This is a genomic window from Sanguibacter sp. TS_SC_8 (assembly GCF_055361235.1).
In genome coordinates, this window is sequence record NZ_CM143955.1 from 630783 (window position 1) to 645734 (window position 14952).

General features: G+C 70.9%; 11 protein-coding genes. 8 read left to right on the forward strand and 3 right to left on the reverse strand.

The window, feature by feature from the left end; translation table 11 throughout:
* Positions 1 to 2 precede the first annotated feature (2 nt).
* On the reverse strand, positions 3 to 455 hold the full coding sequence (locus ACWA15_RS02750; protein ID WP_464057932.1) for a MarR family winged helix-turn-helix transcriptional regulator: 453 nt from the start codon (positions 453 to 455) through the stop codon (positions 3 to 5).
* 181 nt (positions 456 to 636) lie between these two features.
* Between ACWA15_RS02750 and ACWA15_RS02755 the strand changes: the two genes are divergently transcribed.
* On the forward strand, positions 637 to 1293 hold the full coding sequence (locus ACWA15_RS02755) for an SGNH/GDSL hydrolase family protein (protein WP_464057933.1): 657 nt from the start codon (positions 637 to 639) through the stop codon (positions 1291 to 1293).
* Between the two features lie 18 nt (positions 1294 to 1311).
* On the opposite strand, the gene ACWA15_RS02760 is transcribed toward ACWA15_RS02755, so the two are convergent.
* The gene (locus tag ACWA15_RS02760) at positions 1312 to 2256 is read right to left on the reverse strand and encodes a hypothetical protein (RefSeq protein WP_464057934.1); all 945 of its coding nucleotides are present in this window, start codon (positions 2254 to 2256) and stop codon (positions 1312 to 1314) included.
* Positions 2257 to 2444: 188 nt separating this feature from the next.
* On the opposite strand from ACWA15_RS02760, the gene ACWA15_RS02765 reads away from it, so the two are divergent.
* The 7 genes from ACWA15_RS02765 to ACWA15_RS02795 all read left to right on the forward strand — a co-directional run bounded on the left by ACWA15_RS02765 (position 2445) and on the right by ACWA15_RS02795 (position 13918).
* A complete protein-coding gene (locus ACWA15_RS02765; protein ID WP_464057935.1) occupies positions 2445 to 3542 on the forward strand; it encodes a LacI family DNA-binding transcriptional regulator in 1098 nt (365 codons plus the stop codon).
* A gap of 156 nt (positions 3543 to 3698) precedes the next feature.
* Positions 3699 to 5360, forward strand: a complete 1662-nt coding sequence (locus ACWA15_RS02770; protein ID WP_464057936.1) for an ABC transporter substrate-binding protein — start codon at positions 3699 to 3701, stop codon at positions 5358 to 5360.
* A gap of 107 nt (positions 5361 to 5467) precedes the next feature.
* Complete coding sequence (locus ACWA15_RS02775) at positions 5468 to 6448, forward strand: ABC transporter permease (protein ID WP_464057937.1); 981 nt, start codon at positions 5468 to 5470, stop codon at positions 6446 to 6448.
* Positions 6445 to 7401, forward strand: a complete 957-nt coding sequence (locus tag ACWA15_RS02780) for an ABC transporter permease (protein WP_464057938.1) — start codon at positions 6445 to 6447, stop codon at positions 7399 to 7401. The genes ACWA15_RS02775 and ACWA15_RS02780 overlap by 4 nt, the downstream gene beginning before the upstream one ends.
* Positions 7398 to 9125, forward strand: a complete 1728-nt coding sequence (locus ACWA15_RS02785) for an ABC transporter ATP-binding protein (RefSeq protein WP_464057939.1) — start codon at positions 7398 to 7400, stop codon at positions 9123 to 9125. Before ACWA15_RS02780 ends, ACWA15_RS02785 begins: the two co-directional genes overlap by 4 nt.
* Before the next feature lie 58 nt (positions 9126 to 9183).
* Positions 9184 to 10353: a glycoside hydrolase family 1 protein gene (locus tag ACWA15_RS02790; RefSeq protein WP_464057940.1), complete on the forward strand. Its 1170-nt coding sequence runs from the start codon at positions 9184 to 9186 to the stop codon at positions 10351 to 10353.
* Positions 10354 to 10396: 43 nt separating this feature from the next.
* Complete coding sequence (locus ACWA15_RS02795; protein WP_464057941.1) at positions 10397 to 13918, forward strand: hypothetical protein; 3522 nt, start codon at positions 10397 to 10399, stop codon at positions 13916 to 13918.
* 105 nt (positions 13919 to 14023) lie between these two features.
* Here the strand turns inward: ACWA15_RS02795 and ACWA15_RS02800 are convergent, their stop codons facing one another.
* Positions 14024 to 14929, reverse strand: a complete 906-nt coding sequence (locus tag ACWA15_RS02800) for a sugar phosphate isomerase/epimerase family protein (RefSeq protein WP_464057942.1) — start codon at positions 14927 to 14929, stop codon at positions 14024 to 14026.
* Between the last annotated feature and the right edge of the window lie 23 nt (positions 14930 to 14952).

Sequence of the window (14952 nt, forward strand, 5' to 3'; positions counted from 1 at the left end):
GGTCACCGGACGTCGCCGGTGAGGTTGGTGCAGAGCTTGTCGAGCAGCCTGGCGAGGGTGACCGCCTCCTCGGCGTCGAGCCCGGAGCGTTCGGCGAGGGCGCGGGGAACGCCCGTGGCCCGTGCCTTGAGCGCGATCCCGGCCTCGGTCAGCGCCACCCGGACCACACGTTCGTCGGCCCGGTCACGGGTGCGGCTGAGCAGACCGGCGGTCTCCATGCGGCGCAGCAGCGGGGAGAGCGTGCCGCTGTCGAGGGAGAGCCGCGCCCCGATCTGGGAGACGGGGAGGTCGTCCTCCTCCCACAGCACCAGCAGCACGAGGTACTGCGGGTAGGTGAGGTTCAGCTCGTCGAGCAGCTCGCGGTAGGTGCCCAGGACCGAGCGTTCGCCCCGGTAGAGGCGGAAGCACAGCTGGGCGTCCAGGTGGAGTTGGGTCGCTGGCTGATCGGGGCTCATGCCATGACGGTACTGCGCAACTGAGTTGTGCACAACCTACCGACCCGCCGGGCGTCGGTCCCAGTCGCTGAGTGCGGGCGAACGGCTGCCGGATGTCCGTTATGGGCAGCCGGTTGGCCGCACTCAGCGGGGGTCTGGGATCCTGGGGCGCAAGCACTCAGCAACGACACAAGGACGTGACATGACGCTGTCTCTCAAGGCCGGCTCGACCGCGCTGTTCATCGGGGACTCGATCACCGAGTGGGGGCGCGACGACGCCGCCGGCTCGATCGGGCACGGCTACGTGCGGATGGCCGCAGACGGCTGGGCCGCCGCGCACCCGGACCACCCGATCACCGTCGTCAACAAGGGGATCGGCGGCAACCGCGCCGTCGACCTGCGCGAGCGCTGGACCCGCGACGCGATCGACGTGGCGCCCGACGTCGTCACGATCATGGTCGGCATCAACGACACCTGGCGCCGCTTCGACACCGGCGAGACGACGTCGACCGCGTCCTTCGAGGCCGACCTGAGCTTCGTCCTCAACCGGCTGGCCGCCGAGACTTCCGCCCAGGTGCTGCTCATCGAACCGTTCGTGCTGCCGGTGCTGCCGGGCCAGTGGGAGTGGCGCGAGGACCTCGACGCGCGCATCGCCGTCGTGCGCCGGCTCGCGGCACAGACCGGGGCGACGCTGCTCGCCGCGGACGGCCTGCTCACCGGGCTCGCGGTGAACGCCGGTGGGAACACCGGTGGCGAGGCGAGCGGCTTCGCCCGCTATGCCGACGACGGCGTCCACCTCACCGACGAGGGGGCAGCCGTGCTCGCAGCGGCGTGGCTCGGACAGACCGAGGCGGTCTGAGGCGGTCTGAGGCGCGGCTCAGTCGAGCTGCGCCAGCTGGTGAGGTGGGCGCACCCTGCCCCGGTGCGGGTGAGGGCCCCCGCCGTACAGCAGGGGTTCCGCGGCGGCGAACAGGGCGAGCTCACCGAGCTCCTTCTTGTTCATGAACAGCGGGACGCGGCCCAGGGTGAGCCCCTTGGACGCGACCAGGTGACTGATGGCGTTGTCACGGTCATTCTTGAGCGTCTTCAGGGTTGAGGGGTCGATCGTCGCGACGGCACCCCGGATCGTCGCGAGCGCCGCCGCGTAGACCGGAGCGAGCTCGCCCAGGTAGGACGTCACCGCAGGCTGCACGGAGGCCAGGTCGGCGCGCCGGCGGGTGATGGCGCCCCGGTGACGCACGAGGGCGTGGACGGCGAAGGCGATGACGACGACGGTGCCCGCGTTGATGACCCCAAGCTGGGTGTCCGCGCCGTGGTCGGGTCGCGACTCGCCGAGCGAGGCCATGACGAGGGCGGTGATCGAGCAGAGCACCGCTGCGCTGACCGCCCAGTGGAGCATGACCCCCGCCCACACCCGGTCCCGCAGCGTCGAGAGCGTCTTGACCAGGCACAGCACCGCGGTGGTGGCGACGAGGACAGCGATGACCTGGGCGTTCCCGGCGAACTCCCACATGCCCCGCACGCTCGTGGCGAAGGCGAAGGTGGGCAGGACGACGACCAGCAGGGAGACGAAGGCGAGCAGCGGATGGCTCGACTGCCGCCAGTCCGCGCTGTGCCGGGCCGTCACCGGCGCCATGAGCGTGCGCCCGGAGTGCTGTTCCTCGATCCGCTGGGCGACCGGTGTGAAGTCGGCGACGACGCGGTCGATGGCCTCGACGACGCCGGGGTGGTCGCGCAGGACCTCGCGCTCCAGACGCGCCAGGCCGTGGACGGTCATGTCCTCGGGGCGCATCCGGATGGCGAAGGCGAGGGAGTCTTTCATGGTGGCTCCTCGGACGGATCCCCGGCGGGGACGACTGGCCTACAGAGTAGGGGGAGAGGCGCGCTCCACAGCCTGGCGGGCCCGCGACGCGCAGGGTCGGTGGGCATCGGGCCTGCTCAGCGATGATCCGGGGGGCTGGGCGGGCGGGTGTGTCGTAGGATCGATGCCGTGACGAGAAGGGGGATCTGATGCAGAAGGTTCCCACCGTCTACGACGTTGCAGAACTCGCCGGGGTGTCGATCGCGACCGTCTCACGGGTGTTCCGCAAGCCCCACGAGGTGGCCCAGCCGACCCAGGACCGTGTGCATGCAGCCGTCCTGGACCTCGGCTACGTCCCGAGCGGCAGCGCTCGCAGCCTGGCTGCGCGGCGCGCCGGGGCGATCGGGCTGTGCCTGCCGGACTTCGACGGGATCGACGACGAGGCGCAGCTCGCACCTGTCACCTTCTCCGACGGGTCGGTCTCGACCGTCCTCGACCCTCCCGAGGACGTCGAGGCCGGTGACCACCTCTACATCTCCGAGGTGATGCTCGGCACCGAGATCGAGGCGTGGCAGCACGGCATGGCGGTGACCATCGCCGTGGCGCGCGGGTCTCGGGGGACCGAGATCTTCGACAACCTCGCGGGCCGGGTCGACGGCATCGTCACGCTCGCACGCACCATCCCCGACCAGCAGCTCGCCCACCTCGCTCGGCGCATCCCCGTGGTCGTCCTCGCCGGGCCGCGGTCCGGCGACGAGTACGACCACATCACGACCGACAACGTCGAGGGGATGCGGGTCATGACCGCGCACGTCCTCGACGTCCACGGGGTCACCGATCTGGCGTTCGTGGGAGGGCCGGCGGACTCCCCGGACGACGACGCACGGTTCCGGGGTTTCTGCGCGGCGCTCCGTGCCGCGGGCCTCCCGGCCCCGGCGGCGCCGATCGCCCGAGGCGACTTCACCCGGGCGCACGGCCGCTCGATCGGTCGGGGTCTCCTCTCAGGAGGCACCGTCCCGCGGGCGCTGGTCTGCTCCAACGACCAGACGGCCCTCGGAGTGCTCGACGCCCTCACCGACGCGGGCGTCCGGGTCCCCGAGGACGTCATCGTCACGGGCTTCGACGGGATCGATGCGTCGGAGATGTCCCGGCCGCGACTGACGACGGTCTATCAGCCGATGCGCGACCTCGGCCGGGCCGCGGTCGACACCCTGCTGCACCGGCTGCGGGAACCCCAGCTCCCGCCCCAGACCCGCATGCTCCCGGTCAAGGTGCTGCTCCGCGGCAGCTGCGGCTGCCTTCCCTGACCGATCTGCCCCCCGACGGCATCTGCCACGAGCTACTTGCGCGAACGGATGTATGCGCATACATTCATGGGGACAACACTTGCTGACCGAGACGATCCGCACAGGTGCGCACCGCCCGGTCGACGTGACGAAGATGACACGAAGGAGAACATCGCCATGATCGTTGGCACCCGTCAGACGCGTAAGCGCCTGACCTCCGCGCTCGGACTGGGCCTCGCAGCGGCCCTCGCACTCAGCGCCTGCGCAGCACCCGAGGGTGGCGCCGCGAGCACCGCCGGCGGATCCAGCTCGCTCATGCTCGCGGCCGACAACGGCTCACCGACGTTCGTCAAGAACTTCAACCCCTTCGTGATCGAGAAGCGCAACGCCGCGGCGATCATCTACGAGCCGCTCATCGTCGTGAACGCGCTCGACGGCAAGGCCACCAGCTTCCTCGCCAGCGACTACTCCCAGCCCGACGCCAGCACGATCGTGGCTGAGATCCGCGAGGGCGTCACCTGGAGCGACGGCACGGCCTTCTCGGCCGAGGACGTCGTGTTCAGCTACAACCTGCTCAAGGACTTCCCCGCCCTGGACACGACCGGCATCTGGTCCCGCGTGGCCTCGGTGAGCGCCGAGGGTGAGACCGTCACCTTCAAGCTCATCGCCGAGGACTCCTCCGCCCCGCTCGTCGTCCTGGCGGTGCCGATCGTCGCGAAGCACCTCTGGGAGGGGGTCGCCGACCCGGTCACGTTCACCAACGAGACCCCCGTGGGCACCGGTCCGTACACGCTCGGTGACTTCAATGCGAACCAGTACAAGCTCGTGAAGAACGTCGACTACTGGCAGGCCGACAAGGTCGCCGCCGAGGAGCTCGTGCTCCCGGCCGCGAACTCTCAGCTCGACATCGTCAACAACGGCTACGACTGGGCCTACGCCTTCATGTCCGACGTCGAGAACACCTGGGTCGCGTCCTCCGAGGGCAACGAGTTCTGGTTCCCGGCCGGCGGCACCGTCGCGATCCTCCCCAACCTCACCAAGGCTCCCTACAGCGACGTCAACTTCCGCCAGGGCATGTCCCTCGCGCTCAAGCGCGACGCGATCGCCGAGAACGCCTCCGAGGGCACCGTCGGTGCGTCCGGACAGCAGGGACTGCTGCTGCCCACCCAGGAGGAGTGGCTCACCGACGCCATCCCCGACGAGGGCATGGTCACCCAGGACGCCGCGGCGGCCGAGGCCGCCTTCGCCAAGGCCGGCTACACCCTCTCCGACGGCAAGCTCGTCGACGCGAACGGCGCCCAGGCCACGATGACCATCACCACGCCGAACGGCTGGACCGACTGGCTGCGCGCCGTCCAGGAGATCCAGAAGCAGTACACCGCCATCGGCATCGACGTGAAGATCAACCAGCCGCAGCCGGCCGCCTACTTCCAGGCGATCCAGAACGGCGACTTCGACGTCGCGATGAGTTCCTTCGGTGGCAACGGCTCGGTCTTCCAGGGCTACTACAACCTCCTGAGCTCGGACTTCTACCAGCCGCTCGGCAGCACCGCGCCGTCGAACTACCAGCGCTACACCAACCCTGAGGTCGACGCGCTCCTCACCGAGTTCCGCGCCACCGTCGACGAGGCCCGCCAGAAGGAGATCGCCGGCGAGCTCCAGGAGGTCATGTACAACGAGGTGCCGGTCGTCTCCGTGTACTACGCGGGACTGTGGGGCCTCTTCTCCGACAAGAGCTTCACCGGCTGGCCCAGCGCGGAGAACCCGTACATGACGCCGACGCCGTACACGTCCAGCGCGCTCGTCGTCCTGACCACCATCACGAAGGTGGACAGCTGACCGGTCCGGGCTGACCGGTTCGATCACCACCCCGGGTGGGGGCGCACGACAGCTGCGCCCCCACCCCTGGGCTGTCCCCACCTCCCCCCGACGAAGGCGAGCACCTCGTGTGGTTCTTCCTGCGCAAGCTCGGCTTGCTGCTCCTGACGGCATGGGCCGCCATCACCCTGAACTTCTTGCTGCCTCGGCTCATGCCAGGCACCCCAGCCGACGCGGCCATCGCGAAGCTGGCGCAGAACGGCCCCGTCGACCCCGCGACCCGCGCGGCCATCGAGGCCCAGCTCGGCGTCCCGACCGGTGACGCGTGGTCGCAGTACATCCAGTACCTCGGCAACGTGTTCCGCCTCGACTTCGGGGTCTCGTACACGTTCTTCCCGCAGAGCGTCTCCTCGCTCATCCTCAACGCCCTGCCCTGGACGCTCATCATGGTCGGGCTCGTCACGGTCGTGGCGTTCATCTGCGGAACCCTTCTCGGGGTGCTCGCCGCCTGGAAGCGCGGGACCTGGCTCGACACGCTGCCCACCCTGGGCGGCACGTTCACCTCGGCCTTCCCGTACTTCTGGACCGCGCTGCTGCTCGTGTACTTCCTCGGCTACCAGCTCAGGTGGTTCCCCACCTCGGGGGCCTACGGGCGCGAGACCACCCCCAACATGTCCCTGGCCTTCGTCTCCGACGCGATCGGGCACGCCTGGCTCCCGGCCATCACGATCCTCATCACCTCCCTCGGTGGATGGATCCTGGGCATGCGCAACAACATGATCAACACTCTCGGTGACGACTACGTGACCTTCGCCGAGGCGAACGGTCTGCGCAGCCACACCGTGGCGGTCAAGTACGCGGCCCGCAACGCGATCCTGCCGAACCTCACCGGCTTCGGCCTCGCCCTCGGTGGCGTGGTCGGCGGATCCCTGCTCGTGGAGCAGGTGTTCAACTACCCCGGCGTCGGCTATCTGCTCTTCAACGCGGTGACCAACCAGGACTTCCCGCTCATGCAGGCCCTGTTCCTCATGATCACCATCAGCGTGCTCCTGGCGAACTTCTTTGTCGACATCTTGTACGGACTCTTGGATCCGAGGACCCGCCGATGACCGTTCCAGCGAAGCTCACCGAGCCCACGGGCTCGATCCCCACGACCTCGACGGGGACCCCACCAGCCGCGCCCGCGCACGGACCGGCCTCGCCGCTGCGGGTCCTGTCCCGCGGCGCCTCGACGATCTGGAGCAACAAGAAGGCCCGGATCGGGATGATCCTGCTCGCCGTGTTCGTCCTCATGGCGGTCTTCGCGCCGCTCATCGCGCCCTACGGCGCGACCGAGAACGGCTTCGGCCGCAACCAGGCACCCTCCGGGGCGCACTGGTTCGGCACGACCGCGGCCGGCGAGGACGTCTTCTCCCAGGTGGTCTTCGGCGCGCGGATCTCCGTGGCCGTCGGCTTCATCGCCGGGTTCCTCTCCACGCTCATCGCCGTCGTCGTCGGCCTGTCGTGGGGGTACATCCGTGGCCCGCTCGCCGACGTCATCAACTTCATCGTCAACCTCGTGCTCGTCATCCCGGGGCTGCCGCTGATGATCGTCATCGCGGCCTACCTGCAGAACGGCGGCATGACGATGATCATCTTCGTCGTCGTGCTCACCGGGTGGGCGTACGGGGCCCGTGTGCTCCGCTCCCAGACGCAGTCGATCCGCGGTCGTGACTTCATCACCGCGGCGCAGTTCTCCGGGGACGGCGCGGCGCGCATCGTCTTCCGCGAGATCCTGCCGAACATGACCTCGCTCATCACCGGCAGCTTCTTCGGTGCGGCGACGTCGGCGATCCTCGCGGAGTCGGGTCTGTCCTTCCTCGGGATCGGCGACACGACGACCGTGAGCTGGGGCTCGATGCTCTTCTGGGCGTCGAACTCCAACGCGCTGCTCACCGGACAGTGGGTCCTGCTCTTCGCCCCCGGTCTGTGCATCGCGCTGCTCGCCACGTCGCTCACCCTCATCAACTTCGGGGTGGACGGACTGTCCAACCCTCGCCTACGGGAAGGATCGGGCCGATGAGCCTGCTCGAGGTCAACGACCTGTCGGTCGTCTACGAACCGCGCGGCGCCGAGCCGACCTACGCGGTCAAGAACGCGTCCTTCTCCCTCGAGCGTGGCGAGTTCGTCGGCCTCGTGGGGGAGTCCGGATCCGGGAAGTCGACCCTCGGCTTCGCGGTCACCCGCCTGGCCAAGGCGCCGGCGCGGATCTCCGCGGGCACCATCCTCTTCGACGGCCGCGACATCGCGTCCATGAAGGAGGAGGAGCTGCGGACCCAGCGCCAGGGCGGGTTCGCCATGGTGCTGCAGTCGGGCATGAACGCGCTCAACCCGGTGCGCTCGATCCGCAAGCACTTCGGCGACATCTTCGCCGCTCACGGCCACGTGCCCAAGAGCAAGCGGCTCGCGCGGGCCTACGAGCTCGTGGAGAAGGTGGAGCTGCCCCGCACGGTCCTGGACCGCTTCCCCGGTGAGCTCTCCGGCGGCATGCGCCAGCGCGTCTCGATCGCCCTCGCCCTCTCGCTCGAGCCCCAGCTCATGGTCTTCGACGAGCCGACCACCGCCCTGGACGTCCTCGTCCAGCACTCCGTCATGGGGACTATCCGCGACCTGCAGAAGTCCGAGAACTTCACGGCGCTGCTGATCAGCCACGACCTCGGCATCGTCCTGGAGTCGACGTCGCGGGTCATGGTCATGAGCGAGGGGGTCATCGTCGAGGACGGCACGTCGCAGCAGATCCTGCAGACCCCGCAGCACGCCTACACCCAGATGCTGCTCAGCCACTACGCCGACCCGCGCGCCGAGGTCGTCGAGGTGCCCGGGCTCGTCGTGCGCGGCTCGACGATCAAGACCACCGGGCACAGCTCGGTCGCCGACGCCGTCGCGCCGGTCGGCGCGCCGGTGACGTCCGCGCCCAGCACGCCCCGGCGTCGGGCAGGGCGGCCCGAGGCGACGGCGATCGTCGTGGACGACGTGACCAAGGTCTACCCGGCACCGCGCCGCGGGCAGGACCCGGTCACGGCCGTCGACCACGTCTCCTTCACCCTCGAGCAGGGCCAGTCCATGGCGCTGGTCGGGGCGAGCGGCTCGGGGAAGTCGACCCTCGCCAAGCTCATCACCGGCGTCGAGCGGCCGACGTCGGGGACCATCCACTTCGGTGACGCCCGCGTCGACACGCTGCGCCGCAAGGGGCTGCGCGAGCTGCGCCGTGAGGTGCAGATGGTCTTCCAGGACCCGTACTCCGCGCTCAACCCGCTGCACACGGTCGAGTACGCGCTCATGCGGCCCGTCATCAACTACACGGGGCTGCGCGGCGTCGCCGCCCGTACCCGCGTCCTCGAGCTCCTCGAGACCGTGGGCCTGACGCCCGTCGAGCAGTTCGCGGCGAAGCTCCCGCACCAGCTCTCCGGCGGGCAGCGCCAGCGCGTGGTCATCGCCCGGGCGCTCGCCTGCGACCCGCAGGTGATCATCGCGGACGAGCCCGTCTCGATGCTCGACGTGTCGCTGCGTGCCGGGGTGCTCGCGCTGCTGGACGACCTGCGGGTCACCTTCGGTGTCTCGATGCTCTACATCACGCACGACCTGCTCTCCGCGCGCCTGGTGACCGACCAGATCATGGTCCTCAACCACGGCAAGGTCGTGGAGTCCGGGCAGACCGCGCAGGTGCTCCGCTTCCCCGAGCACCCCTACACGATGGAGCTGCTCGAGGCGATCCCGCAGCCCCAGCGCGCGGGGGCCGGCCGCTGACCGGCTGCGCCACCCACGCCCTCTCCTGACCGCCACCTGACTACCGAGCGAGGCACTCATGCTGAACTTCCCGGAAGGATTCCGTTGGGGATCCGCGACCGCCGCCCACCAGATCGAGGGCAACAACACCCGCTCCGACTGGTGGCGCCGCGAGCACCTCACCGGCACCACGATCGCCGAGCCGAGCCTCGACGCCTGCGACAGCTACCACCGCTTCCGTGAGGACATGCAGGTGCTCGTCGACGCAGGCCTGAGCATGTACCGGTTCTCGATCGAGTGGGCCCGAATCGAGCCGGAGAAGGGATTCGTCTCCCAGGCCGAGCTCGCCCACTACCGCCGGATGGTCCTCACCGCGCGCGAGCTCGGCCTCGAGCCGATGATCACCCTGCACCACTTCACCATCCCGCAGTGGTTCGAGGACGAGGGCGGGTGGCGGGCGCCCGACGCCGTCGAGCGCTTCGCCTTCTACACCCGGACCGTGCTCCCCGTCCTCGAGGGTGTGGAGTGGGTGTGCACCATCAACGAGCCGAACATGGTCGCGATGATGGCCGGCGGTGACGGCCAGGGCACCACTCTGCAGGCCTTCGGCCAGCCCGGACCGGACGTCAACGTCGGCCAGACCCTGTTCGAGGCGCACCGCGCCTGCCGGGCGGTGCTCGCCGAGGCGGGCGACTTCCGCACCGGATGGACGGTCGCCACCCAGGACTTCCAGCCCGAGCCCGGCTGCGAGGAGATCGCCCGCGACTACGGCTACCACCGCGACGCCTGGTACCTCGAGATGGCCCGCGGTGACGACTGGGTCGGAGTCCAGGCCTACACCCGCACGAAGATCGGCCCGGACGGGCCGCTGCCCATCGCCGACGGCGCCGAGAAGACCCTGACCGGCTGGGAGTTCTACCCGCGCGCCCTCGAGGACGGCATCCGCCTGTCCCACGAGATGGCACCGGGGGTGCCGGTGTTCGTCACTGAGAACGGCATCGCGACCGACGACGACACCCGCCGCGTGGCCTACATGCAGGGCGCGCTCGAGGGGATGCACGCGGCGATCACCGACGGGATCCAGGTGGAGGGCTTCCTCTACTGGAGCCTGCTCGACAACTACGAGTGGGGCTCCTACGGCCCGACCTTCGGCCTGGTCAGCGTGGACCGCGCGACCTTCGCGCGGACCGTCAAGCCCAGCGCCCGCTGGCTGGGCGACGTCGCAGCGGCCAACGCGCTCGCCGTCTGACCCTGCTCCTTCCCACCCGACGCCTGAACCGAGGGACCTCACCGTGACCACGCACACCGCCCACCCGCCCGCCACCGAGCCCGCCGCGGCGGGGACCGCTGTCCTGTCCGCGCCGCGCAGCCCTGCGCGGCCCGCGCCGTCGGCGGGGGTGCTCGCGGCGGGGACGACCCGCATCGAGCTGACGACGGCCGGTGACGTGCGCGCCATCACGCACGGTGACTCGATGATGGTCAGCCAGTACGTGCCGAGCGAGCACGACTCCATGGTGGGCGGGGTGTTCCTGCGCCGCCACGGGGTGGACGGTGCAGGCGCGCGGGTGGTCACGAGCGCACCGCTCGTGGGCTCCCGCGCAGCCGGCGACTTCGCGGTGGACCCGGGCGGCGCGCGCTGGTCGGGGCAGGTGCTCGGGGCGCGGTACGCGGTGACCCTCGCCCTCGACCCGAGCGGTGAGCTGTGGGTGTGGCGGGTCGACCTCGAGGCCGCCGAGCCCGGGTCGGAGGGCGCCGTCTTCGACGTCGTCGTGGCCCAGGACCTGGCCCTGGCGCCCCTCTCGATGGCCCTCAACAACGAGCCCTACGTGAGCCAGTACGTCGTGCACCACGTGCTCGACGACGCCCGGGCCGGCTCTGTCGTCGCGAGCCGGCAGACCATGGCGACCGCGCCGGTGCTGCCGCTCGCGGTGACCGCCCTCGTCGAGGGAGCCCGTGCCCACCTCACCGACGGCTTCTCCTTCTACGGCCTCGAGGCCAAGGTCGACGGCCGTCCCCACCTCCTGGACGCCCCCGACTGGGACTCCCTCGTCTACCAATACGAGTTCGCCCTCCCGGTGCTGCTCAGCCCCGAGCTCGACCTCACCGCTCCGCGCACGGTGCACGCGGTGACCGCCGTCGTCGGTGACTACCGCGGGGAGCTCGGGGACGCTCTCGACGTGTTCCCCGGTCTCCTCGACCGTGCCCTCGCGCTCTCTGACACGCTGCCCGACGCCGCAGCACCCGAGCTCACAGCACCCGACGCTGCGGCGGCCGCGCGCTCCCTGCTCGTCTCGGCCCCGCTGCTGTCCGGCCGCGACCTGTCCGACGCCGAGCTCGTCGCCCTGGGGGACGCACCGGCACCCGCCGACGCGCCCGCGCCCACCCGGGTCCTCCAGCCCGAGCGGGACGCGACCGGGCGTCTGCTGTCCTACTTCACCCCCGAGGCCACCCACGTCGTCAGCCGCGCCAAGGAGCTCGCGGTCGAGCGACCGCACGGGCACGTCCTCAAGGCCGGCTCCGACGTCTCGCCCAACGACAACATCCTCTCCGCGACCGCCTACGCCTACGGCGTGTTCGCCTCGCACGTCGTGGTCGGCAACACGACCGCGAACCGCTTCGTCTCGGTCCAGCGCAACCACCTCAACCTGCTGCGCTCCTCCGGGGTGCGCGCGCTCGTCCGCGCCGGCGACGAGTGGCAGCTGCTCGGGGTGCCCTCGGCCTTCGTCCTCGACCTCGGCGGTGTCCGCTGGGTCTACGCGACCGAGCACGGCCGCATCGAGGTGCGCACGACGGCGAGCCACGACGGGCGCGCCATCGAGGTCCGGGTCGATGCCGAGCACCCGCTCGACATCCTCCTCACCGCCGACATCGAGCTCGGCGAGCAGTCCTGGACCGCGTCCGGTGCCCTCGACGGACGGGCCCTGACCTTCACCGCCGACGCCGGGACCGACGTCGCCGAGCACTGCCCCGACCTCGTGTACGTGCTGGCCAGCGCGACAGGGCGGCTCGGCGACGACGCGTCCCTCTTCGCCGACGGCCGCCCGCGCGGCACGAGCCTGACCACCGTCGCCTTCGACGCGACCACCTCAGCCTCGCTCGTGCTCACCGGCGACCTCGACGGCGCGGTGGCTGCGCTGGCCGCCGCCGAGACGGTGCTCACCACCGCCCTCGACGTCGCCGCCGAGCTCGTCGCCCACCGCGGCTACGTCGCCGACTACACCCGCAACCTGCGGGTCGAGGGCGACGGTCGCCTCGCCGAGGTCAACCTCCTGCTGCCGTGGTTCACGCAGAACGCGCTCATCCACTTCCTCGTGCCGCACGGCCTCGAGCAGTACTCCGGCGCAGCCTGGGGGACGCGCGACGTCTGCCAGGGACCGCTCGAGCTCAACCTCGCCTTCGGTCACTTCGACGCGGCGGGGGACATCGTCCGCCGGGTGTTCGCCCACCAGCTCCCCGACGGCACGCTGCCGCAGTGGTTCATGTTCGACGCCTACCGCGAGCGGTACTCCGACGAGGCGCACGGCGACGTCGTCGTCTGGCCGCTCATGGCCCTGGGGGAGTACCTGTCCGCGACCGGTGACACCGCGATCCTCGACGTCGAGGTGCCCTTCTGGGACGGCGACCACCGCCGCCCCGGCACCCGCACCGCGCCGATCGCCGACCACGTGCGCGCCTCCCTCGACTACATCCGCAGCCACCGCGCCCCCGGGACCGAGCTGCTCTCCTACGGGGAGGGCGACTGGGACGACACCCTCCAGCCCGCGCAGGCCTCGATGAGCCGTGAGATGGCCTCGGCCTGGACCGTCGCGCTGCTCTTCCAGGCGGCCGGCACCCTCGGTGCCCAGCTGCGCGGGACCTCCCACGACGGCCTCGCGACCGAGCTCGTGGCCGAGGCCGCGACGATCGCCGGGGAGTTCACCGACCGCCTGGTCATCGACGACGTGCTCGCCGGCTACGTCGTGTTCGCGCCCGAGGGCCCGTGGCCGGTGCTGCACCCCAGCGACGACCGGACCGGCCTGTCCTACCGGCTCATCCCGATGACCCGGTCGATCATCGCCGGGCTGTTCACCCCCGAGCAGGTGCTGCGCCACGAGGCCCTCGTCGAGGAGCACCTGCACTTCCCCGACGGGGTGCGGCTGATGGACCGGCCCGCGCCCTTCCACGACGGGCAGACGCGGTTCTTCCGGCGCGGGGAGCAGGCGGCGAACTTCGGCCGCGAGGTCGGGCTCATGTACACCCACGCCCACATCCGCTACACCCAGGCCCTCGCGACGCTGGGCCGGGAGCGGCTCGTCACCGAGCTGCTGCGGATCAGCCCGGTCGGCCAGTTCGACCGGCTGAGCACGAGCCTGCCGCGCCAGCGCAACTGCTACTACTCCTCCTCCGACGCGGCCTTCACCGACCGGTACGACGCCGCGGCGAACTTCGACCGGCTGCGCGACGGCACGGTCGGGGTCAAGGGCGGCTGGCGGGTGTACTCGAGCGGCCCGGGGATCTACCTGCGCCAGCTCGTGCAGGGCGCGCTCGGCCTCGTCGAGCAGGCCGGCGCCGTGGTCGTCGACCCGGTCCTCGCCCTCGAGGACGACGGACTGACCATCGGCATCGACCTCGCCGGCGCGCACCGCACGGTGCGCTTCCACGTCGAGCCCGGCCGCGCAGGCGTCACCGTGCTGGCCGACGGCGCCCCGCTGACCGGCGTCGAGACGTCGGCGCACTACCGCCGCGGCGGCCTGTCCCTCGCGGCGGCCGACCTCGCCGGGGTGAAGGTCCTCGACGTCCACGTCGGCGTCGACCGCAGCACCCTCAGCGCCTGACCCGTCCGTCCAGCCCGACGGGGCGTGCTCTTGACGACGGGGCGTGCGTTCAACAGCACGTTCCGTCGTCGAGAGCACGCCCCGTACGGGTGGGTAGGGTCGGAGTCAGAGGTGGGGTGCGACCAGCTGGGCGTAGCGCTGGGCGACCGTCGAGATCACCAGGTCGGACTCGGTGTCCCAGATCTCCTGGTTGAAGATCTCGACCTCGATGTCGCCGGTGTACCCGGCGGCGGTGACCCACCGCGTGATGGTCGGGAAGTCGATGTACCCGTCGCCCATGTACCCGCGGGAGAGCAGCGGGTCGGCGGCCAGCGGCAGGATCCAGTCGCACACCTGGTAGGACGCCAGACGTCCCTCCGCCCCGGCGCGGGCGATGAGCCCCTCGAGCTCGGGGTCCCACCACACGTGATAGGTGTCCACGACGACGCCGACGACGTCGGCCGGGTGCGGGGCGGCCAGGTCGAGGGCCTGACCCAGCGTCGAGATGACCGCGCGGTCCGCGGCGAAGATCGGGTGCAGCGCCTCCAGCACGATGCGGACGCCGTGCTCGGCGGCGAAGGGGACGAGGTCGGCGATGCGGTCGGCGACGCGCCCCCGGGTGGCCACGAGGTCCCTGGCGGCGTCGCGCTCGGCGGGGTCGGAGGAGCTGCGGGCCGGTTCGCCGGGCGCCGGGTTGGCGCCCAGCCCGCCGACGACGAACACGAGCTCGGAGGTCCCCACCGTGGCGGCCTCGACGATGGCCGCCTTGTTGTCGGCCAGGGCGGAGGCGATGCCGTCGGGGTCGGAGGCGGTGAGGAAGCCGCCGCGGCACAGCGAGGAGACGCGCAGCCCGGCGTCGGCCACGATCTTGGCGGCCTTGTCCGCACCGACCTCCTGGACCCGGTCGCGCCAGAGCCCGACGGCGCCGTACCCGGCGCGGGCCGCGCCGTCGACCGCCTCGGCGAGGGTGAGGAGCTTGGTCGTCGCCGTGTTCAGGGACAGGCGGGAGAGGTCGGGAGCGCCGGAGGTCATCGTCGAGTCCGTTTCGGTGGCAG